This window comes from Thermodesulfobium sp. 4217-1 (genome assembly GCF_039822205.1).
GTDB lineage: Bacteria > Thermodesulfobiota > Thermodesulfobiia > Thermodesulfobiales > Thermodesulfobiaceae > Thermodesulfobium.
In genome coordinates this window covers 35,929-61,765 of sequence record NZ_JBAGBW010000006.1, presented here as the reverse complement: position 1 = coordinate 61,765, position 25,837 = coordinate 35,929, and the positions used below count along the sequence as shown (strand labels likewise).

General features: G+C 38.5%; 23 protein-coding genes. 21 read left to right on the top strand and 2 right to left on the bottom strand.

Annotated features, from left to right (window positions below):
* The first annotated feature begins 70 nt into the window (after positions 1–70).
* Complete coding sequence (locus tag V4762_RS03815; protein WP_347314456.1) at positions 71–1,774, top strand: DUF3373 family protein; 1,704 nt, start codon at positions 71–73, stop codon at positions 1,772–1,774.
* 130 nt (positions 1,775–1,904) lie between these two features.
* Here the strand turns inward: V4762_RS03815 and V4762_RS03810 are convergent, their stop codons facing one another.
* Positions 1,905–2,768 carry a LysR family transcriptional regulator gene (locus V4762_RS03810; RefSeq protein WP_347314455.1) on the bottom strand — a complete coding sequence of 288 codons (864 nt, stop codon included), beginning with the start codon at positions 2,766–2,768 and terminating at the stop codon, positions 1,905–1,907.
* Between the two features lie 140 nt (positions 2,769–2,908).
* Between V4762_RS03810 and V4762_RS03805 the strand changes: the two genes are divergently transcribed.
* The 6 genes from V4762_RS03805 (at position 2,909) to V4762_RS03780 (ending at position 13,216) form a co-directional block, all read left to right on the top strand.
* Complete coding sequence (locus V4762_RS03805; RefSeq protein WP_347314454.1) at positions 2,909–4,249, top strand: Na+/H+ antiporter NhaC family protein; 1,341 nt, start codon at positions 2,909–2,911, stop codon at positions 4,247–4,249.
* A gap of 422 nt (positions 4,250–4,671) precedes the next feature.
* Positions 4,672–5,964: an MFS transporter gene (locus V4762_RS03800; protein WP_347314453.1), complete on the top strand. Its 1,293-nt coding sequence runs from the start codon at positions 4,672–4,674 to the stop codon at positions 5,962–5,964.
* A gap of 225 nt (positions 5,965–6,189) precedes the next feature.
* Complete coding sequence (locus tag V4762_RS03795) at positions 6,190–7,779, top strand: APC family permease (RefSeq protein ID WP_347314452.1); 1,590 nt, start codon at positions 6,190–6,192, stop codon at positions 7,777–7,779.
* A 72-nt stretch (positions 7,780–7,851) separates the two neighbouring features.
* Positions 7,852–8,103 (top strand): hypothetical protein, encoded by a 252-nt coding sequence (locus V4762_RS03790; RefSeq protein ID WP_347314451.1) that lies wholly within the window; start codon positions 7,852–7,854, stop codon positions 8,101–8,103.
* 48 nt (positions 8,104–8,151) lie between these two features.
* Positions 8,152–10,431: a carbamoyltransferase HypF gene (gene hypF / locus V4762_RS03785; protein ID WP_347314450.1), complete on the top strand. Its 2,280-nt coding sequence runs from the start codon at positions 8,152–8,154 to the stop codon at positions 10,429–10,431.
* Positions 10,432–10,510: 79 nt separating this feature from the next.
* Complete coding sequence (locus V4762_RS03780) at positions 10,511–13,216, top strand: sensor domain-containing diguanylate cyclase (RefSeq protein WP_347314449.1); 2,706 nt, start codon at positions 10,511–10,513, stop codon at positions 13,214–13,216.
* Between the two features lie 141 nt (positions 13,217–13,357).
* On the opposite strand, the gene V4762_RS03775 is transcribed toward V4762_RS03780, so the two are convergent.
* On the bottom strand, positions 13,358–14,605 hold the full coding sequence (locus tag V4762_RS03775) for a M48 family metallopeptidase (protein ID WP_347314448.1): 1,248 nt from the start codon (positions 14,603–14,605) through the stop codon (positions 13,358–13,360).
* Positions 14,606–14,829: 224 nt separating this feature from the next.
* On the opposite strand from V4762_RS03775, the gene V4762_RS03770 reads away from it, so the two are divergent.
* From V4762_RS03770 to V4762_RS03705, 14 genes are all read left to right on the top strand, one after another.
* Positions 14,830–15,279 (top strand): MOSC domain-containing protein, encoded by a 450-nt coding sequence (locus tag V4762_RS03770; protein ID WP_347314447.1) that lies wholly within the window; start codon positions 14,830–14,832, stop codon positions 15,277–15,279.
* Between the two features lie 59 nt (positions 15,280–15,338).
* Positions 15,339–15,764: a YceD family protein gene (locus tag V4762_RS03765; RefSeq protein ID WP_347314446.1), complete on the top strand. Its 426-nt coding sequence runs from the start codon at positions 15,339–15,341 to the stop codon at positions 15,762–15,764.
* A 1-nt stretch (position 15,765) separates the two neighbouring features.
* Positions 15,766–15,933 carry a 50S ribosomal protein L32 gene (rpmF, locus tag V4762_RS03760; RefSeq protein WP_458646937.1) on the top strand — a complete coding sequence of 56 codons (168 nt, stop codon included), beginning with the start codon at positions 15,766–15,768 and terminating at the stop codon, positions 15,931–15,933.
* A gap of 24 nt (positions 15,934–15,957) precedes the next feature.
* Positions 15,958–16,953: a phosphate acyltransferase PlsX gene (plsX, locus tag V4762_RS03755; protein ID WP_347314444.1), complete on the top strand. Its 996-nt coding sequence runs from the start codon at positions 15,958–15,960 to the stop codon at positions 16,951–16,953.
* Entirely contained in the window at positions 16,943–17,923 is a 981-nt protein-coding gene (locus tag V4762_RS03750) for a beta-ketoacyl-ACP synthase III (RefSeq protein ID WP_347314443.1), read from the top strand. Before plsX ends, V4762_RS03750 begins: the two co-directional genes overlap by 11 nt.
* Positions 17,920–18,810, top strand: a complete 891-nt coding sequence (locus tag V4762_RS03745) for an ACP S-malonyltransferase (RefSeq protein ID WP_347314442.1) — start codon at positions 17,920–17,922, stop codon at positions 18,808–18,810. The genes V4762_RS03750 and V4762_RS03745 overlap by 4 nt, the downstream gene beginning before the upstream one ends.
* 2 nt (positions 18,811–18,812) lie before the next feature.
* Entirely contained in the window at positions 18,813–19,550 is a 738-nt protein-coding gene (fabG, locus tag V4762_RS03740) for a 3-oxoacyl-[acyl-carrier-protein] reductase (RefSeq protein ID WP_347314441.1), read from the top strand.
* A 21-nt stretch (positions 19,551–19,571) separates the two neighbouring features.
* Positions 19,572–19,817, top strand: a complete 246-nt coding sequence (locus V4762_RS03735) for an acyl carrier protein (RefSeq protein WP_347314440.1) — start codon at positions 19,572–19,574, stop codon at positions 19,815–19,817.
* Positions 19,818–19,855: 38 nt separating this feature from the next.
* Positions 19,856–20,059, top strand: coding sequence for a hypothetical protein (locus V4762_RS03730; protein WP_347314439.1), 204 nt, complete (start codon positions 19,856–19,858; stop codon positions 20,057–20,059).
* Between the two features lie 44 nt (positions 20,060–20,103).
* Positions 20,104–20,997 carry an NAD(P)H-dependent flavin oxidoreductase gene (locus V4762_RS03725; protein WP_347314438.1) on the top strand — a complete coding sequence of 298 codons (894 nt, stop codon included), beginning with the start codon at positions 20,104–20,106 and terminating at the stop codon, positions 20,995–20,997.
* A complete protein-coding gene (fabF, locus tag V4762_RS03720) occupies positions 20,994–22,238 on the top strand; it encodes a beta-ketoacyl-ACP synthase II (protein ID WP_347314437.1) in 1,245 nt (414 codons plus the stop codon). Before V4762_RS03725 ends, fabF begins: the two co-directional genes overlap by 4 nt.
* Position 22,239: 1 nt before the next feature.
* Positions 22,240–22,929, top strand: a complete 690-nt coding sequence (locus V4762_RS03715; RefSeq protein WP_347314436.1) for a ubiquinone/menaquinone biosynthesis methyltransferase — start codon at positions 22,240–22,242, stop codon at positions 22,927–22,929.
* Between the two features lie 178 nt (positions 22,930–23,107).
* Positions 23,108–24,511: an FAD-binding oxidoreductase gene (locus V4762_RS03710; protein ID WP_347314435.1), complete on the top strand. Its 1,404-nt coding sequence runs from the start codon at positions 23,108–23,110 to the stop codon at positions 24,509–24,511.
* On the top strand, positions 24,498–25,805 hold the full coding sequence (locus tag V4762_RS03705; protein WP_347314434.1) for a (Fe-S)-binding protein: 1,308 nt from the start codon (positions 24,498–24,500) through the stop codon (positions 25,803–25,805). The genes V4762_RS03710 and V4762_RS03705 overlap by 14 nt, the downstream gene beginning before the upstream one ends.
* The last annotated feature ends 32 nt before the right edge of the window (positions 25,806–25,837 follow it).

The following is a 25,837-nucleotide window of genomic DNA, read 5'->3' as shown; positions in this document are numbered from 1 at the left end:
GTATTAAGCTTAGGACATGTAGAAGGCTTTTATATAGTAAACAAATTTTCCTAAAGGGGTAAATCAGAAGATGAGAAAATTAGCTTTTGTTTTCGTAGTAGCATCACTAATCGCCTCCCTTGCAGTTCCAGCTATGGCAGGACCATTCTCAGATGTACCAGCTAATTCTTGGGCATACAAAGCAGTGCAAGATTTAGCAGCAAAAGGATTGGTCATTGGTTATGGAGACGGAACTTTTAGAGGTGACAGACTTGCCACTCGTTATGAGATGGCAATGGTAGTTGCAAGAATGCTCGACACCTATGAAAAAGGTCAAAACGCACAAGATCAAAAGATCCAGTTAAATGCTAACGACATCGCAACACTTATGAAGTTAGCAGAAGAGTTTAAGTCAGAATTAGCTTCTCTAAACGTCAGAGTTTCAGCGCTTGAGAAGCGAGCAGCTCTTGACACTGTGAACTTCACAGGAGATGCAAGATTTAGATTTGGCAGCGAAAAGGCGACATATTATGGGCTGAATCCATATTCCTATACTCCTACTGCTCCATATGCAAATGTCGTTTCGCTCAGTACTACTGGGCCTTCTGCCAATGGATACATCGTGGGGACACTTACCGATCCTGCAGGATATTACTGGTCTGGAACCTTCCCTCATGGCACTCTTTATGATCCTAATGGGAATCTTGCTATAAATGGTGTTCCTGTAGCAAAAAGCGATGCAAAGAACAATACTTTTATGCGTTATAGGGTAAGGCTAAATGTTGCAGCACCAGTTGCAGACAACATAGCCTTCAATGCAAGGCTTACTATGGAGAAGAATGCCGGAGTAAACAGCAATGGATCTTCTAATAGTAATCCAATTTATGCATCACTTACAGGTTACAACGACGATAGCAACACCCTTTATGTAGAGAGATCGTATATCACATGGACTCTGAACCCATATCCTGTAACCTTCGTACTTGGCAGACTTCCTACTATGGACTCAGGAGCATATTACAGCAACCTGTTTGCAGACACAGGAACAGAAGGAGCTATGGCGATATTTGACCTTAGCAATATGCTTCCATCAACCTCAGTTTCTGCTGCATGGGTCAAGCTCTTTGATGCAGGCTCGGTTACCTCTACTGCTGAGAGTCAAGGTTTGAAAGACAAAGATCTCTATATCCTCAACCTAAAGACGAAACTCTTTGATACAATAGGACTTGAGGCAGACTATGGCTCTATTTCAAAGTTTAGTATGTTTACAGACTCACTCAATGATATATATAACTACGGTAAATATAGTTCATGGGCAGTCATAGCAAACTGGAACATCTATAACATAAATATGTGGGCAGGATACAACGGTACATCCACAGATATGCCAAATGGAGTTTATGGACCTAACTTCCTAGGTTCTCCTTCTCCATACACCTACACAAGCATTGGCTCTGTTAGCGGTGGAGCATTCAGAATTGGTGCTACCATTCCCCTTCCAGTAGGAGCCCTCACAGGTGACTTCTGGTTTGGCAACAACAAGTGGTACAACCCATTGATAATAAACACTATGGGCTCAACTGATTACAAAGACTATTACAACGTCTATTACACACTCCCTGTAGCAAAGAATGCAACCCTGACTCTTAACTACGACTATTGGAAAGGTAAGAAGCCCTATCAAACTAATGCTGTGAGCATTTATGGGTACAATTATTATACCTACTATACCTTTAACCCAGATCAGATCGACAAGGATCAAAGATACTATATTCAGATGGACGTAAAGTTCTAAAAACCACACTTTAGCCCCCTGAGAAATCAGGGGGCTTTATTTTTTAGCCCCCCCCTTTTTTAATGACTTTTGAACTTTTACAAAAAATTGTTTAAATATTTTTCTGTTATCCTGCTTTTTAGCCTTGGCCCTATTTAAACATTTTCAAGAAATACCTGGCAGGCAATGAAAGATATTGGTTTTTTATCCATAACAATACCGCTCTTGTAAAGAGAGATCTCTCTCTTATTTCTTTATATACGATGTTTGAATTCATTAACAAACCTGTCATGTCTTTTGGAATTATCGCAATGCCCATACCTGTGTTAGCCCAGATGAGCATAGATCTTGTATCGTCAGCTCTGCAAATGATTTTGGGTTCAAATCCTGCCTTTTTACAGGCGTCTTCAATATTATTTTGGAATCTGTTGTGCATCAATAAAGGCTTATTCTTTAACTCAACAAGATCTATTTGTTCTTTTTCATCGTTCCAGAATTTCTTTTCAATTGCGCCTGCTACCATAGGTTCTTCTGGGAGACTTATATATTCAAAAATATCCTGATCTATAGGCGTACGTATAATGCCAATTTCAACGACTCCGCTTTTTAACATCTCTATTATCTCAAATGAGCTCCCCTCTCTTATGTGAAAATCTATTCCAGGATAATTTTCGTGATAACTTCTGATTTTCAAAGGCAATATAGTCTCACCTGCTGATGATATGGTGCCGATCGAAAGAGTGCCCTGAAGACCTTCTTTCAGATCGCTAAGCTCTTTTGACGTTTTTTTTGCAAGTTCTAGAATTTGTTTTGCTCGATTCTGAAGAAGTTTGCCTGCGTTTGTTATCTGTATCTTTCGCGTGCTTCTCTCTATTAGAACTACTCCAAGCTCTTTCTCCAGAAGTTTAAGCTGCTGGCTTAGCGGTGGTTGAGCTATATGGAGCTTTTCAGCTGCCTTAGTAATATTGCCCTCTTCTGCAATTGCTAAAAAATAAGAAAGCTGTCTTAAATCCATTCTTAACCTCCTGCGATATATATCTAATCAATATAAATATTATATTAATTAGATATTTTTCATATATATAATAACTCATTATAATTATTTTGAAAATAATAAGTAATTTTTATGCTAAATAAATTTTAAGGATGGTGCTCATGGAAATTTATATTGGATTTTTTGCATCAATTTTGACTATCGTCCTTGGAGTCCTAATGAACGTCTTTATTGGATACTTGCTACTGATATGCTGGCTTATATTTGTATTCATAGGCATAAAAAAAGGCTACTCCATAAGGGATTTATATAGGATGTCATATAAGGGCGGTAAAAAATCTATATTGGTCGTCCAGATACTTTTTCTTATAGGAGCAGTGTCTGGTGCATGGATGGCTTCTGGAACGATACCTGGAATAGTATATTACAGTCTTAGATTTATTAAACCTGATGATTTCATACTATTATCTTTCCTAATTTGCTGCGGGGCATCCTTTTTGTTGGGTTCTGCAACTGGTACTGTTAGTATCGTGGGGTTGCCGCTTATAATACTGGCAAAATCTGGAGATGTGAACTTAAACTTAGCTGCGGGCGCTATTATTGCGGGCGTTTATTTCGGAGACAGGTGTTCTCCTATGTCTTCAAGTGCCATCCTGGTATCCAATTTGACTGGCACTAACTTGTTCAAAAATATAAAAAATATGCTTTACTCTTCACTCCTACCATTTCTTTTGTCTATTGCCTTTTATTATGAATTTTCAAAGTTAAGTCCTTTGGACTTGGCCAATAACAACCTGACAGGCGAGATTTACAAGTCCTTTAACGTTGGCATGGTGGTATTTATACCTATCTTAATAATATTAATTTTATCTTTATTGAGAGTGAACATAAAGTATGCGATGCTGCTCAGCATGATTTCGGCATCTATCGTGGCTGTTGTTGTGCAGGGTCTTCATCCGGTAAAGGTTTTGGAGGACATCCTGTTTGGTTTAAAGCTTGGACAATTCGATCCACTTAGGAATATTTTGGAAGGCGGTGGGATTGAGTCAATGTCTAAAGCTTGCATGGCTATTTTTACTGCATGTTGTTTGGCAGGCATACTTGAGGGGATAAACGCTTTTGAGGGTATAAAGAACTATTTGATGAGATTAAAGCTGAGTGGACTTTTACTGTATCTATTGACAACTGTTATTAGCACTATGACTGCTGCTTTTGGATGTACACAGTCTATTGCTGTAGTAATGACAGATGAAATAATGAAGGGTTGCTATCATAAAGATGGAAAGTATAAATTTGCGTTGGATATTGAAAATTCCTGTATACTCACATCAGCTTTGATACCCTGGAATATTGCTGCAATGATTTGTACGGCAACTTTGAGCGTAAGTATGTATGGCTTTATCCCTTATGCATTTTATCTGTATATTTTTCCAATTTCAAATTTATTACAAATTCTATTTAAGGATGGTGCAAAGAGAAAATTGATAAGGCTAAAGACATAAGATATATTACTAAATTTATTGTGAAAAATATAATAAATTTTTTGAAGGAGAAACTAAGAATATTATTGGATTATGATAATAAAAAATTAAATTAATAATTTTGTTAATTAATAAAAAAATAGTAAAAAAAATATTATTTTAACTAATATTTAGAGTTTATATTATTAGAAATGGCTTTATATTATATAAAATTTGACTTAAAAATCTCTAAAATCAATTAGTAATTTTTAAATAATTGATAAAAATTGTATATATATGGATTTTACTTTTGAATGTTATAATCTTAAAAGCTGACATACAAGTAGGTAGTTTTTATTACTTTGTAAATTAGCTGACAATTCTGATAGAAGGGAGGATAGGACTTAGGGTTTACTGTTCTTATATATTCTATTGTCTTATTTTAATTTAAAGGGGGCTAGTGAATGAGCAAGACGAATTTTAGGTGGGTCATAATAGGGTTAGCTTTTCTCATTACCATTATCAACTATGTTGATAGGAGTGCAATTGCTTTTGCAATGCCAATTTTAAGTAAGTTATTTCATTTAAATGCAGAGGATATCGGCTTAACTCTGGGCGCTTTTAATATTGGATACGCCTTAATGGTTTTTGTAGGCGGGTTGCTTGTTGACAATTGGGGCTCAAGAAAAATATGGTTTTTGGCTGCGCTGGTTTGGTCAGTGAGCATATTTTCAACAGCCTTTGCAATGGGCTTTACTTATCTTTTTATTGTAAGACTAGTGCTGGGCTTAGCTGAAGGCCCGAACTTCCCTGCATTGAATAGGGTGGTAGGAGATTGGCTGCCAATTAGAGAAAGGGCTACTGCTCTGGCAGACGCTCTTGTGGCTGTTCCTCTCGCACTTATGATTGGCGGGCCAATTGTGGCATTTCTTGCAACAAGATTTGAGTGGCAGGGAATGTTCATGATACTTGGTTTGGCAGGCGTTATCTGGGCTCCCATATGGCTTTTTATGTACAAGGACTATCCAGAAAAATCAAAATTTGTAAACGATGAAGAGCTTGCTCATATTAGAGAGAAGTCCAATGTAGATAGAGCAAGATCAGATCACGAGATTAGACGTGAGCACAATAAAGTGCAAAAGGGCCTCTGGAAATTTTTGCTCACCAATCCCACGCTTTTATCCAATGACTGGGCCTTTTTCGTATTTGGGTATAATTTGTTCTTCTTTTTGGGATGGTTGCCGACTTTTTTGAATTCCACATATCATATGAATCTAATGAAAATTGGCGTTTTTACAATTTTGCCATGGGCTCTTGCTTCGATTTTGCTGTTTTTTGTTGGCAGATTGTCTGACAAAATTTTGGCAAGCACAAAAAGTCTAAGAAAGGCTCGTTCGCATCCAATCTGGATTAGCCAACTCTTAGGTGGATTTAGTCTTCTTCCTGTAATACTCTATCACGACTTAAATACAGCAATGATATCAATCTCTTTGGCTGTTGGATTGAATATGGCCGCAAATTCGAGTTTTTATGCTACCAACGTTGATGTTATCAGACAGCGCTCTGGAACGTCACTTGGTGTAATGGACTTCTTCTTTGCAATTGCAGGGCTTATAGCATCTACCTTGACAGGCTTCATTGTTCAGATTACCGGTTCATTTACTGCTGCTTTTATATTTATGTTATTTCTCAACCTCACATCGGTGGTTGGAGTAATCTTGTTCCATCATCCAGATGGTGAGAAGTTCCAGGCTTAGAAAATTATGAAATTCACGGGTTGGGGTTTTTTAAAGATTCCCAGCCCTTGGATTATAAATAACGGACTTTGTTTCTTAACTAACATAAGATTATTTTAAGGAAGAGTTCTCCGAGAAAGGAGGTAAGGGTTGGTTTTAGAGACTTAATCTTAAGGAAAAGGAAAGCTTTTCTTAAAGATTAAGTTATATTGTGACTTAAATTTTAGTAAAAAGGAGATGAAGATTTTGAAGACGAAACTAAAAAAGGAGCTAAACCTACTAGACCTGACGATGTTAGGCCTTGGCGGAATAATCGGTTCTGGTTGGCTTTTTGCTTCTCAGAAAGCAGCTAACCTTGCTGGACCTGCCGCAGTAATTTCTTGGATCATTGGTGGATTATGCGTATTTTTTATCGCTTTGGTTTATGCTGAGCTTGCAGGGATGCTTCCAGAGTCAGGTTCTTTGATTCGATATCCTCAATACACTCACGGTAACTTTGTCAGTTATGCTTTGGCTATTGCCCTGATCATAGGCGACTCTTCAGTTATAGCCATTGAAGCCTTAGCTACAGTTCAGTTCTCGAGTACATATTTACCTTTCATGTATAATAACCATCAGGTAACTTTAATCGGCTGGCTTTCTACTATGGGTTTGATAGTGATTTATTTCTTACTGAACTATTGGAGCATAAGGATTGCTGGTAAGACGAATACAGTAATAACGATATTAAAATTTATTACACCTGTTCTAACTGTTTTGTTTTTGATCGCGAGTTTTAACCCTGCAAATCTTACTCAACACGGAGGATTTGCACCATTTGGTTTCCCTGCGATTTTGGCTGCAGTGTCAAGCGGCGGTATTATCTTTGCTTACTTAGGGTTTAGACAGGCTGTAAATATGGCTGGTGAAGCAAAAAACCCAACAAAAGACGTTCCTTTGGCTGTAGGCCTGGCTGTAGTGATAGGAATAGTACTGTATGCTTCCCTACAGCTGGTGTTTGTGGGTTCGCTGCCTGCTCAAGAGATTGCAAAGGGTTGGGGACACCTGAATTTCAGGTCACCTTTTGCTGACATATTGCTTTTGATGAACATTCAATGGCTTGCTACTATAGTATTTGCTGATGCAGTGTTGTCTCCTTCTGGCACAGGTCTAATTTATGTGACTTCAACCTCAAGGATCATAAACGCCCAAGCTTTAAACGGTATTTTCTGGAAAGTATTTATGAAGGTTGATGAGAAAACTGGGATACCCAGATATGCGATGTGGCTGACTCTAATTTTGGCATTTTTGTGGACTGCACCTTTTCCGTCCTGGAACAAGTTGGTAGGCATCGTGTCGAACGCTATAGTGCTTACCTATATGATCGGACCGGTAAGCGTAGTGAGTCTTAGAAAGTTTGCACCAAATCTTTATAGGCCATTTAAGGCTGAACCTATAATGTTTATTTCTATAATAGCGTTTATCGTATGTACGCTTCTTATAGACTGGAGCGGATGGTCAAACGTTTCTGTGTTAATCGCGGTAGATCTAGTAGCGTTCTTGCTTTATTTCTACTTTGTGTTTACCAGAGATGAGCTAAAGAAAGATCTTGGTAAGAATATCAAGTCTGGATATTGGCTTATATGTTACTTGCTTTTCGTGGCTCTGATGAGTTACATTGGGAGCAAACATTTTGAAGGAATTGGCATGATAAAATATCCTTATGATCAATATATTCTGATCGTTGTTTCTATAGCTTTCTTCTTCTGGGCAGTAAACAGCGCTCACTATACCGACGATATTAAGGAAATAGTGGACGAAAGAGGAGACGAAGTAGCGCAAAGAGCTTCAAAATAGTTTATAATAATTAAAATTATTTTCGTAGAGGGCGGCTAAAAAAGCGCCCTCTGCATTTTAGAGGGTGAATAGATGGAAACAGTGTATAAGGTGCTTTTTGTAACTGTGCTTTCTGTGTTATTAAATATTCCTTTTGGAAATCTAAGATCAAAGGTTGGCAAGTTTTCTAAAAAGTGGTTCTTATATATTCATCTACCGATACCATTTATCGCTCTGCCCAGAATTTTTTTAGGTGTAAGCGTTTATTTTATTCCTCTTTTGCTAATCGGATCTATCGTAGGTCAAATTATAGGGGCAAGGTATAACTTTAAAATTAACCAGTGAAACTTTCTAAGAATTGCTATTTTTTTAGCTAATTGATATCATTCATATATGCTAAAACACATTTTTATAAGAGTAGAAGGGATAGTTCAGGGAGTAGGGTTTAGGCCCTTTATATACAGGCTCGCTGATGAGCTGTCTTTAAATGGATACTGCTTGAACGATACAGAAGGCGTAACTATAGAAGTCGAGGGGGAGGAGGAAAAACTTAGCAGATTTTTGATTGCTATAAGAGAGAATTTTCCGCCGCTTGCCCTGATAAATAGTGTTTCTTCAGAAGAAAGTGATCTGTTGGGCTATAACAACTTTGTAATTGAGAAGAGCAAACAAACTGATAAGAAGACAACCTTTATCTCTCCTGACACGAATATTTGCGATGACTGCCTTAGAGAGTTGTTTGACAAAGAAGATAGAAGATTTCTCTATCCATTTATAACCTGCACTAACTGTGGGCCCAGATTTAGCATTATTTACGATATACCTTATGACAGAAAAAACACCACTATGAGCCCATTCGAACTTTGTCCAGAGTGCAGCAAAGAATATTCTGATCCGCATGACAGGCGATTTCACACTCAGCCTACTGCCTGCCCCGTATGCGGGCCTAAGGTATATCTATACGATAAAGATAGAAATTTGATAAAGGATAGCGTTGAAGATGTAATAGACGAAACCTACAAGCTGTTGATGGCTGGCAAGGTAATAGCGATCAAGGGTATTGGAGGATTTCATCTTGCTGTAGATGCTAAAAACGACGAGGCTGTTTCAAGACTAAGGGAGAGGAAAAAAAGACCCTTCAAGCCCTTCGCCCTTATGGCAAATATTAATACAGTTACAGACTTTTTATGCACCACGAAAAAAGAATTTGATCTCCTTACTTCAAGGGCAAGACCTATAGTTTTGTTAAGGCAAAAAGAGGTGGCATCAGAAAAGATTAGTAAATACATAGCTCCGAATTTGACCAGTATTGGTATAATGCTCCCGTATACACCATTTCAACACCTTTTATTTGCTGTAGATGAATCAATGATTTTGGTTATGACAAGCGCTAATTTATCAGATGAGCCAATTGTCTATAAAGACGATGCTGCCTTCGAAAAACTTTCAGATATTGCCGATTACTTCGTTACCTATAATAGGGAAATTGCAATCCAAAGCGATGACAGCGTAATGTTTGTGTTAAATGACAGTGAGTTTTTTATCAGGCGTTCGCGGGGATTCGTCCCTGTGCCCTTTTTTACGAAAAAATTTAACAGGCATATCTTTGCTGCTGGGGCTGATTTGAAGAGCAGTTTTGCTCTTTCTAAGGATAACGTAATATTTTTGAGCCAATACCTTGGCGATCTCGCATCTGTAGATACTTACAACGTTTATAAAAATACCCTTAGGCATTTTGAGAAGGTTTTCGATATAAAGCCTGAGGTCTTTATTTCTGATATGCACCCGAATTATTTTACGACAAGGCTTACAGATGAAATATCTCTTGACTCTGAGAGAATATTTGTCCAACATCACCACGCACACATTGCAGCCGTGATGGAAGAGCACGGTATAGAAGATGAAGTTATAGGTCTTGCATTTGATGGAACAGGTTATGGTACAGATGACAAGATATGGGGCAGCGAATTTTTGCTTTCCAATAGGAAAGAATTTAAAAGGGCTGCTCATTTTTCGTACTTTAGATTGCCAGGAGCCGAAAAGGCAATTAAGGAAGTCTATAGAATTGGGCTTTCCTTGCTTGCTGATTTTGGGCTAAGCTCGCAAGAGGCAGCGAAATATATAAACTTTAGAAATATGAACAATTTAGAGATTATTTCAAACATGCTGAGGAAAAATATAAATTGTCCGCTAAGCTGTAGTATTGGAAGAATTTTTGATGGTGTCGCTTCAATTTTAGGGATTGCAGGAGTGGTGAGCACTGAGGCTGAGGCTGCACAGAAGCTTGAAGAATTGGCTCTTACCGGTAAAACAATATATCCATTTGATATAAATTTCGATATGTCTGGCGAAATTGAGATTCCTGTCAGCCAGATAGTCAGAAATGTAGTTGATATGAAAGATAAAAATCTGCCTATTGAAGATATTGCTCTATCTTTTCACAACGCTATATCAGAAATTAGTCTAAATTGTGTACAGGCCATTTATGAGAAGCACAAAGTTAAAAAGGTTGTGCTTTGTGGGGGTGCGTTCGTGAATAGAATTTTGTTAAATAAGATCTGGAAGGCTTTAAATTCTCGTGGCTTTGACGTTTATTTACCTCACAAAACTCCTTTGAACGATGGATCTATTGCTCTTGGCCAGATATCTGTGGGAAAAGAGCTGGCGAAATAACTGCGCATTTGCACATAATTAAATTTTTTAAGATATATTATTAAATATGTGCTATATTATTTTTTTAAAATTAAAAATTATGAAAAAAATTAAAAATTTTATTTTAATAAATATTTTTATATTTTCAGGCTATCTATTTCTTGCCTGGATACCTTCTTTATTATTTACTACTATTTCTCCTATCTGGCTTTCTGATGCCCTGGCTGTTTTTGCAGTCCTTGTATGGGGAGAATATCCTCTTTTTGGCATATTTTTGGCACTGTATACTGCTAACGTAGTATTTTTTGGATGGGGGGCGAATTCCTCTTTTTCTATCGCTTTTGCAGACACGTTTTCTCTCTTGATTAGTTTTCTTGCTATGAAAAGGCTAAAGTTTGACTTTAGCGATGTGTTTAAGGATGTCAGAAACTTCTTGATCTTTGCGATCTTCTTGTGCTTTATAAAGCCTTTGATATCATCTACGTTTGCATCTGTTATTTTTCTGACGTACGAGAAGCTTTCATATTCAGATCTCTTAAGCTTTATGGAAAATTGGTTTATATCTGGATTTTCTACTATCGTCTCTATTACTCCATTTCTTTATTTGCTTTGGATAAGGCGGAAAAATCTAAACAATATATTGAAGTCAAGAAGGGATGCTATAGAGTTTTGTATTCTTACTCTTCTAACTATCACTCTTTGGTATCTTTGCTTTATACCTGCACGTTTAGATAACGGTTTAAGAATAGGATTGTTATTTGTAGTAATTTTGCCAACTGTTTGGTCTGTATTTAATCTTGATTCCCTGGTCACATATTTTCTTACCTCTTTGGTATTTTTACTAATGTTTTATGCTACCGCTCTTGGATATGGACCATATTACTTTCTTATGAGAAGCAGCCCTATCTTTGACGCTGTAGTATTTTCTTCTGCAATGAGCTTCGCTGTATTGCTATTTTCTGTGCTGAAAAATCAAATAGAAAAGGGTCAGGCTTTTAACAATGCAATGGTAGAGCACACGCTTGCAGGCATAGTGGTAGTAAAAAACAGGGTAATACTGTCAATTAACAAAAGATTTTTAGATATGCTTGGTTACGAAATCATGAGCGACCTTGTTGGGAAAAGTTCAAAGATTTTATACTTTGATGAAGGGCAGTTTGAGAGAACAGAAGACCTTTATGAGGATCTGGCGACTAAAAATACTGCTCAGTTAAGAGATATAAAACTATTGAGATCTGATGGAGGACATATAATTTGTGATCTGTCAGGAGGACCCATAGAGAGAACAGGAGATTTATTGAATGCTGTAACCGTGTGGACATTTTTTGACGTTACTGAGAGATACAATATGCAAAGAGAAAGAGAGCACGAGTATGTGAACCATTTGAAGAAACTATCAAGAATTAATACCTTGAGAGCGAGCGTAAATAAAATAATTTTGAGCACAGAGTCTGAAGAAAATCTTTTTCAGTCGATATGCGATCTAACTCTTGAACACGCAAAGATGCTTTTTTCATATATTTTATATGCTGATTCAATGGGCAAAATAAAATTTCTTGCAAAGGCAGGAAATACAGACTTTTTGCAGAATACAGATTTCAGCGCAAACCTAAATGAAGAAAATGGCAGAAACGTTATGTCTTTTGTCTGGAACGGGAAAAAACCAATTTTTCTTCAGTCCTATGAGGAGTCTGATGTGTCAAACCATATGAAGGAAAGGCTTTTAGCTGTGGGAGTTAAGTCTGTGGCTGGTCTGCCAATATACTTTCATGAAAAGATATACGCTGTTTTTGTCGTAGCAAGCGATGAGCTAAATTATTTTGATTCTGAGCTAAAAGATGTTTTAGAAGATTTAGCAACTGACATCTCAAATGGATTGGAGAGAATTGAGCTTCTGCAAACTGAGCGAAATCTTATGATTATTCAGGATGCCCTCCTGGAGAATACCCTGGCAGGGGTTATAATGACCAGGGAAAATAGCATTATCAACGTAAACTCAAGGATGATAAGTATTTTCGGCTATCAATCGCCTGTGGATCTTATAGGAAAGCCTACAAGTATATTATATGATTCAGCAGATGAATATGAAAAGGTAAAGAGAGTTTACTCTAATGCAAGTGAAGACAAAAAGGCTTTTATAAACAATATAAAGATGATAAGAAAAGACAAGTCTGAGATTTACTGTGATCTTGGGCTTCGCCTGGTGAGCATAATGAATGAGGAGCTCGCTATCTGGACTCTTACCGATGTTACCCAGAGGTTTAACTTAGAGATGAAACTGCAATTCCAAGCTAAGAACGACTCTCTGACAAAGCTACCAAATAGAAGGGCTCTGAAAGAGGAGATGCCTTACATAATAGCAAGGGCAAAAAGAAATAAAAAGATGTTTTCAGTTTGTATGATAGACCTTGATGATTTTAAAATTGTCAACGATACCTTTGGACACGGTATGGGCGACAAGCTCTTGATAGATTTTGCAAATAGGATAAAGCTAAACCTAAGATCTAGCGATCTGGTAGCAAGGATTGGCGGAGATGAATTTATAGTTATAATTGAAGATATTAGAGAGGGCGACTATTTAGAACAGTTAAAAGGCGCTTTTAATAGGATGCATCTGGCAGTTGATGAGGGATATGAATTAGTTCCCGGGAAAGTTGTCAGAATTGGGATGTCATTGGGGGCGGCAATTTATCCTATTGATTCGACTGAACCAGATGAACTGATTAGAAAAGCTGATGCTGCAATGTATCAGATAAAGCAGCAAAAAAATAATCGAGTAAATTGGTGGCAAATAGGAGTAAAATAGATATTAATTAATTTGCTCTTAGGAGGACTGCTATAGCATTAAAACAAAACATAGAGTGGCCTCTTCAATATCTAAGGGCAAGGCTGACTTAAATTAAATTTTGGGAGCTAAGTTAACTTAGCTCCTCTTGTAAGCCTTTTGCTAATCGCTCTTAGCAGAATAGTTTACGATATGTTTTACCCTCTCGATTAATGGGGGGTGAGAGTAGTTGAAGAAAACATAGAGCGGATGAGGCACTGGGTTTGACAGATTGTCCTTGTGCAGTTTGATAAGGGTATTTTTAAAGGTTTCGGGATCTTGGGTTAACTGCAACGCAAACTCATCTGCCTGGTATTCATTCATTCTTGAAATCGGCATAAATATTAAGTTTAAAATAAGGCTGCCAAGCGGCAAAAATATTGTAAATATTATAAATATGCCATTGTATAAAGAATTCTCAAATCCAAACATATTGTAGATAGCGTTTAATTGAAGCAATTGACTGGTGATAAACATAGCCAAAATTATAATTAAGTCATTTAGGAAAAACATCTTAAATAGGTGATTGTGTTTGAAATGTCCAAGTTCATGGGATAAAACTGATATTATCTCGCTCTGTGTATGGTTCTTCAAGAAGGTGTCAAACAGAACCAGTCTCTTTTTCTTCCCAAAGCCAGTAAAATAGGCATTTGAGTGAGTGGACCTCTTTGACGCATCCATTACAAAGACGTTTTCAAGGGAAAAGCCCGTTTTCTCCAGGGTTTCTTTTATTTTCGACTCTAATTCGGGGTCAGACAGAGGTGTGAACTTGTTAAAAAGAGGTGCAATAAATATAGGATAAATATAAAGGATGAATAGATTTAGCAATATAATAAAGCAAGATGCCCAAACCCACCAAAAAAAACCAGCTATATTTATGAAACTTACTGTCGCAAATAGGATTACAAAGAGTATAGCCAGTCCAATAACTATTTGTAATAGCATATCCTTTATAAATAGCGTTTTTGTGGTTTTGTTAAACTCAAAAATCTTTTCTACGTAAAAGGTATCAAATATTGCAAAGGGAATCTCTATGACCTTAAAAATTGCATAAAATGATACAAACAACAAGAAGGCTTTTAGAAATTCAAATGTTTGAATTTGGTAAATATCTAAAGATATTGTTTGGATGATATTTATTGAAAACAGATAAAAGAATACAAGAATTTCAATAACTCCTTTAATTATTTGCATAGCCATCTTAAACTTTTGATATTTTATAGTCGAAATTGGTTTTTCTATAGGATAGATATCCTTAACTTTTTCAAGACTGTTTATATCGATGTTTCTGAGGTTTAGAAAATCAAGAAAGATACCGAAAAGATTTACAATAATTACCAAGAAAATAAACGTATAGCCAGCCTGCTGCAAAGTGACCTCCTTTAAAATTATATTGCGAACGTATTAATTATACTAACATTATAAACACGCAGTGTCTTAAAATTTTATAATTTCTGTATTATTTTAGTTTTCGAAAAAATAAATAATTTGTAGTAGAATAAAAAATAAATAATTGTAAGCAAGAAAGAGCTAAGAAGGGCATTTTTAATTTTAGAACTTAGAATGGCTATAATAGTTATTTTTAGGAGGAACCCTTGAAAGGCAAAATTGTAAACTGTGCTCTGTCGGACGATAGGGGCATTCCAAAAAACAGTGTGGAGTGCATAGAGCTTGTTGAAAATTATGGCGTTATGGGAGATGCGCATGCTGGCGTTTCTCAGAGACAGGTTAGCGTATCGAGCCTTTCGACTTATTCAAAGGGTATCGCTAAAGAGCTAAACTTGAAACCTGGCGATTATGCTGATAATATTACTATTGATGGAATTGAAGTTTATAATATGAGCGTTGGTACAAAATTTAAGATTGGCAAAGAGGCTGTATTGCAAATTGTAGAGATTGGAAAGGGTCCAAAGGATCACCTTGAAAAATCTTCTTATTTGCAGTTTAATAGACCTCATAATCAGATGTTAAAAGAGGGCGTGTTTTGCAAGGTTCTCAAAAGTGGCAAGGTTTGTATAGGAGATATTGTAGATTTCGATTTTTGATGTTTGACAATTTTCAAAAGGATTTTTATAATAGCTTCGTTTGAAAGGTAGGGTTTTAGATGAGAGTAGATGTCTCGCATATCCTTGATGACGTCGGAAGTAGTGTTAGAATTAAGACTCAGGAAGTTGCTCAGTTCGAGGAGCCTTCTCTTGAATTTTGCTCGCCAATCGATTTTGACTTAACTCTTACAAATGTAGGAAAGGCAATATTGGTACAGGGCAAAGTTAGGGGAACGCTTTTGATGGAGTGTGCTATATGTCTTAATAAGTTTAAGCAAAAGATTGAGTTTGATCTAAATGATGAATTTGTAAAGGGTAAGCCAAACGAGGACCAGTTTGCAATTCAAGGCAAAGAGATCGATCTTTCGGAGCTAATAAGACAGGAATTTTTGTTGTGGCTTCCAATGAAGCCAGTTTGCTTTCTTTGTAGAGAAGATATTAAGGAGGTCAATATTAGTGGGAGTACCAAAAAAGCGTCGTTCTAAAATGCGTCAAAATACGAGAAGGCCATTCATCATAGAAGGCGAATTGCCAAATATGCTTGCTTGTCCTCATTGTGGAGCCCCAACTCTTGCGCACAGAGCATGTTCCAAATGCGGAACTTACAGAGGAAGGGTCGTTCTTACGACCAAAGCTGAAAAGGCGGAAGAATAATTATAGGACAAGAATAATAACAACTTGATTTCTATAGCCTTTGACCTTTTAGGTGGAGATAAAGCACCAGAAGAGACGGTGCGTGGTCTCGTTTTGGCGATGGAAGCGAGGTCGGATTTTGTTACTTATGCTGTCGCTACCAAAGAAGTATTTGACAAATATGACAAAATCTTATCTCCTTTTATAACCTCTGGCAGGGTAGAAGAAGTATGCTGTGATAGCACATTTGAAATGGATGATGAGCCTGTCAAGGCATGGATGAATAAAAAGGGATCGAGCTTACATAAGCTGGTAGATCTGGTAAACGATGACCTTGCCTGCGGTTGCATATCTCTTGGGAGTACTGGCGGCTGTTTGGTAGCCGGAACTCTTGGCGTAGGCAGGTTAAAAGGCATAGAGAGACCTGCCATAGGCGTGCTTTTGCCCTCAAAACAAGGTGGCTTTCTTCTGATAGATGCCGGGGCGAATGTAGATGTCAAACCAAAAAATATTCTGGACTTTGCAAGAATGGGCAGCGTGTATATGAAATTTCTTGGTTTTGAGAACCCGAGCGTAGGCCTTTTCAATGTAGGTGAAGAGAAGGGCAAGGGTGACAGGCTCAGACAGGAGTCTTATGAACTGCTCTCCAAAAGCGATCTTAATTTTACTGGAAATATGGAAGGCAAGGACGCATTTTTTGGGAAATGCAGCGTGCTTGTTTGTGATGGCTTTATCGGAAACATCTTTTTGAAAACTACTGAGGGCGTTTCTGATTACGTAAGATACGAAATGAGAGATGCCATAAGGCAGAGTTTTATGACAAGGTTAGGTGGGATGCTCCTATATCCTGCTCTTGCCAGGCTTATAAAGCGAGTTGACTACTCAAATTATGGAGCCGCCCCTCTTTTGGGCGTTAAAAAGGTTTTTTTAATTGGCCATGGAAGAAGTGGGCGTGTGGCTGCTAAGAATGCTATATTGCAGACGGTAAAACTTTGTTCTACAAATCTAATAGAAAAGGTAAAAATTATAGGTGAAAGTTAAGGATGTAGGAATAACAGGCTGGGGTTCCTGCGTGCCTGAAGGCGTCGTTACGAATCTTGAATTAGAGGGTATGGTCTCAACCTCTGATGACTGGATTAGGGATAGGACTGGCATTATTAAGAGGCACGTAGCATGCAGAGGTGAAAAAACATCTAATTTATCTATTTCAGCTTTGCAAAATGCAATGTCATTGGCGAAGGTTGAACCTGATGAAATTGATTTGATAATAGTAGCCACGTCGTCCCCCGATATGCTTTTTCCTGCTACCTCCTGTATAGTGCAGGATGCAATTGGAGCAAAGAATGCTGCTGCTTTTGACCTATCTTTAGCCTGTTCTGGGTTTGTATATGCTCTTTGTGTAGGAGCACAGTTCATCCAGAGCAAAGCCTACAAGTGTGTGGCAGTCATCGGAGCAGACATTCTTACACGCTTTATCGACTGGTCGGATAGAAAAACTGCAATATTGTTTGGAGATGGAGCAGGTGCGTGTATTTTAAAAAATATGCCAGGAAATGAATGGTGGTTTTTTTTGGGAAGCGATGGGAGCGGGGCAGAGCACCTGAAGATAACAGGCAGCGGCTCGACAGATCCAGGTCAACGCAGCGCTAATCAAAAAAAGCTATCCATTATAGAGATGAATGGGCAAGAGGTTTTCAAATTTGCAGTAAGATCAATGGTCCAATCTGTAAAAAATGTTCTTGAGGAGTCAAACCTAAGCTATGATGACATATCGAAGATTGTTCCTCATCAAGCAAATAAGAGAATAATAGAATCTGTGAGAAAACACCTGAAATTGGAGGGTGACAAATTCTATGTAAATGTAGAGCGTTTTGGCAATACATCTGCAGCGTCTATACCGATTGCCATTGATGAGGCATATAGATCAGGAGTTCTTAAAACAGGCGATAAAGTAGTTCTTGCTGCCTTTGGAGCAGGGTTTGCTTTCGGATCGGGACTTATATCATTATGAGCAGTAAAACAGTGCTGCTTTTCCCAGGACAGGGTTCACAATATATGAATATGCACTTAAAATTAAGTGCAAAATCACAGAAATTCATAAAAGAAATATTAGATGAGTTAAATCTGTCTTATGTTATAGACTTGATGTCTACCTCCGAAGAATCTCTTGTGCCTACCAATATTTCTCAGGTAGCTATTATCTCTACAAGTCTGGGGTTTTTGAAGGATATTGCAGACAAAGACCTTAAATTTGGCGCTTCTGCAGGTCACAGTCTTGGAGAATATGGCGCTCTGGTTGTTGCAGGGGTTCTTTCCTTTAAGGATGCAGTGAGGATAGTGGCTGTTAGAGGCCGTCTTATGGGAGAGTGTGCTGCAAGACGGGGCGGAAGTATGGTAGCCCTTCTGGGATTCGATAAAGAGATGGTTGAGGATCTTTGCAATGAGGCTTCGCGATTTGGTATATGTGTGATTGCCAATGAAAACTCTAATCAGCAAATAGTAATTTCTGGCGAGAACAAGGCTATTGACTGGGTTCTTGAAAATTATAAAAATTTTAAGATAAAGAAAGCTATAAGATTGAAGGTGGAAGGCGCATTTCATTCACCCCTTATGGAAGATGCTGCTAAAGAATTTAAAAACTTTTTGGGCAGTTTGGAATTTGGAGATTTTGGCTTGCCTGTATATAAAAATGTTGATGGCCGTCCATACACTGATGCCAAAACAATACCCGATATACTGTCAAAGCAGATAATTAGCCCTGTTAGATGGGTAACCACTATTGAAAATATTGTTAACGATGGTTTTGAGAGCTGTGTCGAGGTTGGCCCAAAGAATGTTCTATCAACAATGTTAAAGCGTTGGACAAAGTTAGAATGCAGCGCTTTAGATGGAGAGTGAATATGATATTAGATGGTAAAGTAGCTCTTGTCACTGGTTCGAGCAGAGGTATAGGCAGAGCAATTGCGAAGGCCTTTGCTGTAAATGGCGCAAAAGTCCTGATTAACTATGCGTCAAACGATGAGGCTGCAAACAATTTTAAAGATGAATTGCTCAGTATGGGATGCAGCGTGGAAACTTTTAGGGCAGCAGTGGACAAGGAGAGCGAGGTAAAAGCGCTTTTCGAAAAACTAGATAGCTTTGCTGGCAGGATTGATATACTGGTGAACAATGCTGGCATAACCAAAGATGCCTTGATATTGAGAATGACAGAGTCCCAGTGGGATGATGTGATGGATGTAAATCTTAAAGCTGCCTTTTTGTGTTCAAAGGAAGCAGCAAAGAGAATGTTAAAACAAAAAAGTGGAAGAATTATAAATATTTCATCGGTCGTTGGTCAGATTGGTAATCCAGGACAGGCAAACTATTCGGCATCAAAATCAGGCTTGTTTGGTTTGACAAAGTCACTTGCAAAAGAGCTCGGTTCAAGAGGGATACTTGTCAATTCTATTGCACCTGGTTATATTGTTACAGATATGACCTCCGGGTTATCTGATGATATAAAAAATAAGTTGCTCTCATCAATAGCATTGGGAAGACTTGGCTTGCCTGAAGATGTGGCTGATGCTGCATTGTGGTTGGCTGGATCGGCAGCTTATGTTACTGGACAGATTATTTCTGTAAATGGCGGTATGTTTTGAAATTGAAAGGAGGTGAAGTTAATGAGTGAAAATGAAATCTTTGATAGAGTAAAAAAAATTATTTCAAATCAGCTTGGAATAGAAGAGGGAACTATAGAGATGGGCTCTTCCTTTGTAGATGATTTGGGAGCTGACTCTTTAGACACAGTTGAGATGGTGATGGCTTTTGAGGAAGAATTTGGAGCTGAAATTCCAGATAAAGATGTAGAGAAGATCAAGACAGTTGGAGATGCTGTGAAATTCCTATATGAGAAGGTAGGAGAATAAGACTTCTTAGGATTCAGTAAAGAAGTAGACACTATCGCATGCTTGCGGGAAAGTACGCTGATGAGAAATATATATGCGTATACCCAGAAGCAGTAACCAATGCGAAAGCGATGCCGATTGGAGGAGCGAGTAGCGTTATATGGTTTTCACATGGGATCCTCTTGCTTTTGCGAGAGGAGGAGGTCAAAAATACTACTTTGGGAGTAAGTGAAATTTGGAGAGCAGTATTCTTAAACCATTAAATATAGGGAAAATAACTATCCCCCTGCCGATTTTGCAGGGGGGAATGGCTATTAGGGTTTCTACTGCACCTCTGGCAGGAGCTGTCGCAAGAGAGGGTGCAGGCGGCATTATTGCTGCGACTGGAATGGAAGATGAAGAACTAACAAGCCAAATAAAATTAGCAAGAAAGATTTCAGAAGGCAATGGCGCTATCGGCATAAACGTAATGTATGCCTACAGTGAATTTGAGAGGGTAGTAAAAACGGCGATTGCTGAGGGAATAGATTTTGTAGCTACTGGTGCTGGGTTTTCAAGAGATATTTATAAATGGGCTAAAGATTCTAATACTCCAATTCTGCCAATTGTTTCTTCTGCAAAGCTGGCAAGACTTGCTGAGAAATTGGGCGCAACCGCGATAATACTTGAAGGCGCAGATGCAGGAGGCCATCTGGGTACCGACAGATCTACCTGGGATATCATGCCTGAGATTCTCGAAGTCATATCTGTTCCTTTGATAGTAGCAGGCGGCATATATTCTGGCAAAGAAATGGCCAGAGCATTAAAGATGGGAGCTAAGGGAGTTCAGGTGGCGACCAGGTTCGCACTTTCAGAAGAGTGTGACGTTAGCCCCGTGTTCAAAAAAGTTTTACTGGAAGCAAAAGCTGAGGATATTGTAAAGATAATGAGTTCGGTGGGATTCCCTGGAAGGGCTATTCTGACTCCATTATCAAGGAAGATCATTGAAGGCAGAGCCCCCAAGCCTGAGGTCTGTGAGGGTTGCATAAAGAAGTGCACTAGAACATTTTGTATAAGATTAGCTCTGGAATCGGCAAGACTTGGCGACTATGAAAATGGGCTTTTCTTCAGCGGATCAAATGTTTTTAGATATTCTGACATACTTCCCGTGAAGACAATTATAGAAAATTTTGTGCATGAGGCCGAGGAGGAGCTATCATGAAAAAAAGAGTAGTAATTACTGGAATGGGGTGCGTAACCCCGCTTGGTAACGAAGTAGATATATTTTGGGACATGATAAGAAATAGCAAGAGCGGCATAGTCAAGATCGACGATTTTGAGCAGGAATTTCCATCTATGGTTGCTGGACGAGTAAAAAACTTTGTCCCGGAAGATTATCTGGATAGAAGAGATGTTCGTCGCACATCGAAGTTTGTTCAATATGCAGTTGCTGCTGCCCATAAAGCTATGGAGGATTCAGGCCTTTTAGACTTTGATGATAAATTGAATGTAGGAGTTTGCATCGGGTCTGGCATAGGCGGAATAGACATTATGGAGGAGCAAGCTATAGTTTTATATAAGAAAGGTCCTATGAAGGGTTCGCCATTTATGGTTCCTATGATGATAGTAAATATGGCGTCTGGCTATGTGGCCATTAAATTTGGACTGAAAGGACCAAATTTTTCGCCGGTATCTGCTTGTGCATCGAGTAACCATGCAATAGGAGAGGCTTTTAGGAGCATTACCTATGGAGATGCTGATATTATGTTATGTGGCGGAGCTGAGGCTGCCGTAACTCCTTTGGCCATAAACGGCTTTTGTGTAATGAGGGCGCTATCTACCTGCAGAAACGATACGCCAGAGCTGGCAAGCAGACCTTTTGATAAGTCGAGAGATGGCTTTGTGATGGGAGAGGGTTCTGGCATAATCGTATTAGAAGAGTTGGAACACGCCTTGAAAAGAGGAGCTAAGATATACGCTGAGCTTGTGGGCTATGGTGCCTCCTGCGACGCATATCACATGGCAGCTCCAGATCCTTCGGGCGATGGTGCTTATATATGTATAAATAGGGCTTTGAAGGATGCAGCTATTTCATATGAAGAGATAGATCTGGTTAACGCTCATGCGACTAGTACTCCTGCTGGTGATGAAGGCGAGTTAAAGGCTATAAAGAGAGTCTTCAAAGAGCATGCTAAGGATGTGTTTATTACATCAAATAAATCTATGATAGGTCACTTGCTTGGCGCAGCGGGGGCAGTTGAGATGGTTGCTACTGTTATGTCACTGAGAGAAAATATTGCCCCGCCTACAATTAATCTTGATGATCCGTGCGATGAAGCTGAAGGCTTAAACCTTGTGCCAAACTTTAGCCAGGAGATGAAGAGGTGCGAGTATGCTATATCCAATTCTTTTGGATTTGGCGGACACAACGCTTGCTTGATAATTAAGAAGTTTAGGGGTTAAATTGCCAAAAAAAGAATTGGTTTTAGAAACTTTTTCTAAAATATCAAATGTCTACGATCATATGAACGATATTATGACGTTGGGCATGCATAGAGATTGGAAAAATTTGCTAATCAAAGAAACGTTTAAATTTTGTAAAGGTTCAGACGTTCTTGATATAGGCAGCGGTACTGGCGATCTGGTTTTTTTGATTAATAAGAAGTATCCAGAAGTGAAAAAAATAGTAGCTCTTGACATAAACGATAATATGCTCAAAAAACTGGAACACAAGATAATAAAAAATAATATAAAAAATATAGAAATTATAAAATCATTTGCTGAAGATCTGCCCTTTGAAAACGAGTCTTTTGGAGCAGTCGTATCTTCATATACTGTAAGAAATCTTGAGGATATAGAGAGCTCTTTTAAGGAGATCTACAGAGTAATAAAAGGACCTGGTGTCTTTGGATTTCTTGAACTTTCTGAACCAAGTATTCTTAAGGGTCCATTTTGGTTCTATATGGATAAAATTTTGCCATTTTTTGGGAAAAGAATAGGCTGCAAAGAACAATATGAATATCTCGGGAAATCTCTTAGAGCTTTTTTGACTCCTGAGAAGATTGCCCTTTTGTTAAAGAGTGTAGGGTTTAAAAAAGTATATATAGCTAAGGTTTGCGCGGGGGTTAGCACCATATATATCGCAGTAAAGTAGAGTCTTACTTGTAGACATTTATCTATAGAGGCGCAATGTTTTGCGTCTCTATATTTTTTTATATCGTTGGTATATTGCACCGTGAAATACCACAGAAAATGTTGCGAATTGTCTGAATTTAATAACATACAATATATTAAAAAAATAGTTGTAAAATGCTATTAGGAGGTGATTATATATGATTGATAAAAATATTATAACTGAACTCGAAAATATTGTTGGTAAATCAAATGTGTTGACTGATCCGAGCGATCTGATGCTTTATTCTTATGATGCTACCCAATTTTATAGAGTTCCAGACTTAGTCGTAGTAGTTCACAATTCTGATGAGGTATCTAAGATAGTAAAGCTAACAAGAAAAAATAATGTAAACCTATATCCGAGGGGATCGGGGACAAATCTGAGTGGAGGCTCTATCCCAGCAGATGGCGGCATTGTAATTGAATTGAACAGGCTAAACAAGATTTTAGATATAGACGTTCAGAATAGAATAGCTGTTGTAGAGCCAGGCGTGGTTGCTGCCACTCTTGATGCTGAGGTTTCTAAAAAGGGACTCTTTTACCCGCCTGATCCAGGAAGCATCGCAGTTGCAACTATCGGAGGGTGTGTAGCTGAGGGTGCAGGAGGCCTTAGAGCGCTGAAATATGGCACTACAAAGGATTATATTATAGGCTTGGAGGTAGTATTGCCAAATGGCGATATTTTGCAGACAGGGAGCCTTGCTCTCAGGGGATCTCCTGGGTTTGATCTGACCCATCTTTTTGTGGGCTCAGAAGGAACTCTTGGGATTATAACCAAAATTGCTGTTAGACTTATTTATCCTGCTAAAGCAAGAAAAACCTTTTTGATAATGTATGACAGTGTGGGTTTGGCAGGAACAGCAGTTGCGAAAATAATAGAGAACAAGATTATTCCTTCAACAATGGAATTTTTAGATAAGATAACTATAAATGCGGTAGAAGACTTTAAAAAAATCGGGCTCCCCAGGGATATTGAGGCGCTACTTCTCATAGAGATAGATGGAGAGGCTGAAGACGTAGAAGCCTCAGCGAAAATTCTTGAGGACGTATGTATGAAGGTAGGGGCAAGATCTATTTCTGTAGCTAAGGATGATGCCCAAAGGCTGGATCTTATGGAGGCAAGAAGATCCGCCCTGCCAGTTTTGGCAAGACTTAAACCCACTACCATATTAGAGGATGCTACCGTGCCAAGGAGCAAGGTCCCCGAAATGCTTGAGAAGATTCACGATATTCAAGGTAAATATGATCTGATGATAGGGAGCTTTGGTCACGCTGGAGACGGCAACCTTCATCCAACTATTTTGGTTGACAGAAGAAACAAAGAAGAGATGAAGAAGGTAGATATGGCTATCAAGGAGATATTTGATTACTGTATCGATTTAGGCGGCACTTTGACTGGTGAACACGGAATAGGCATTGTAAAGGCTCCTTTTATGGAAAAAGAATTTAAGAAAGAAGGACTTAGCCTTTTCAGGGACATAAAGAAAGCACTCGATCCTGATAACAAATTAAATCCAAACAAGGTTGTAGGTGCTAAGGAGGTTCATCTTGACTACATCTAATGATAAAACTTTGCCACTAATAGAAGGATATTATGAAGAACAGATAATTCAATGTATGAAATGCGGAATGTGTCAGAGCACTTGTCCTGTATATTATGAAGATTCACTTGAAACTGGTTGCGCTAGGGGTAAACTCGCTCTTTCAGAGGCACTGTTGCACGGCAAATTGGAACCAAATCATAAAATTGAGATGATATTTAACAAGTGTCTGCTTTGTCACGCTTGCGCCCAAGCCTGTCCGGTGGGGCTCTCTCCTGACAAGGTTTTTGCAGCGGCGCGCGCTGAAATGGTAAAGAGATATGATATGCCCTGGATTAAGTCTGTGATATATAGAAAACTTTTGGGTCAGGGAAAGCTGTCTTCATTGACTGGCGCTATTTCTCTTGCGAACAGATTGAAGCTTTTTAGTCTTGCAAGGTCTTTATCTATCCCCAAGATGCTTGGCAAGAGCGTGGAAAGGCTTTCTTTTATAGACTTGCCAGATATTCCATCCAGGCCATTTATGGACAGATTCCCTGAGGTTCTTGAGCCCAAGGCGAAGCCAATAGGCACGGTGGGATATTTTGTGGGCTGTGCGCAAAACAGCGTTTTCCAGGATGTTGCTGAGGCCTCGGTGAACGTGCTCCTTTCTTTGGGCTATAGGGTGATAATCCCAAAGGGCCAAGGTTGCTGTGGGTTTCCGCATTATGGAGCAGGAGATTTTGAAACCTTGAAGCAAAAAATAGCTCAAAATTCAAGTGTTTTTAAAAAACACAAATTGGATGCAATCATAATTTCTTGTGCCACTGGCGGATCAGGTTTAAAAGATGTCTATCCTGAGATTACAAAACAAGATGATATTACTACACTGGGCGCAAAGGTTTACGACGTATCTGAATTTTTGGCTCAAAAACATCTAAAAGACTTAAAAAAGATGATGCCGAAAAACACAAAGGAAAAGATTAAGGTGACCTATCATGATGCCTGCCACCTCAATAGGCTTCAGGGCGTGGCAAGCCAACCAAGAGACCTCTTAAACATAATGCCATCTTATGAATTTGTTGAGATGGAAAACTCTACGAAGTGCTGCGGAGAGGGAGGTGGATTTACCGTTTATTATCAGGAGATATCTACCAACGTAGCAAATAGGAAGAGAGAGACCATAAAGAATACTGGTGCAAAGATAGTGGCACTTGGATGTCCGGGATGCAGGGCACAGATATCGGGCGCTCTTAAGCAAGATGGCCTAAACATAGACACAAGGCATACAGTTTGTCTTTTGTGGGATGAGATTAAAAAGTCAAACGGCAAATAATTTTAATACTTTGACAAGATTTACAAGAGAGA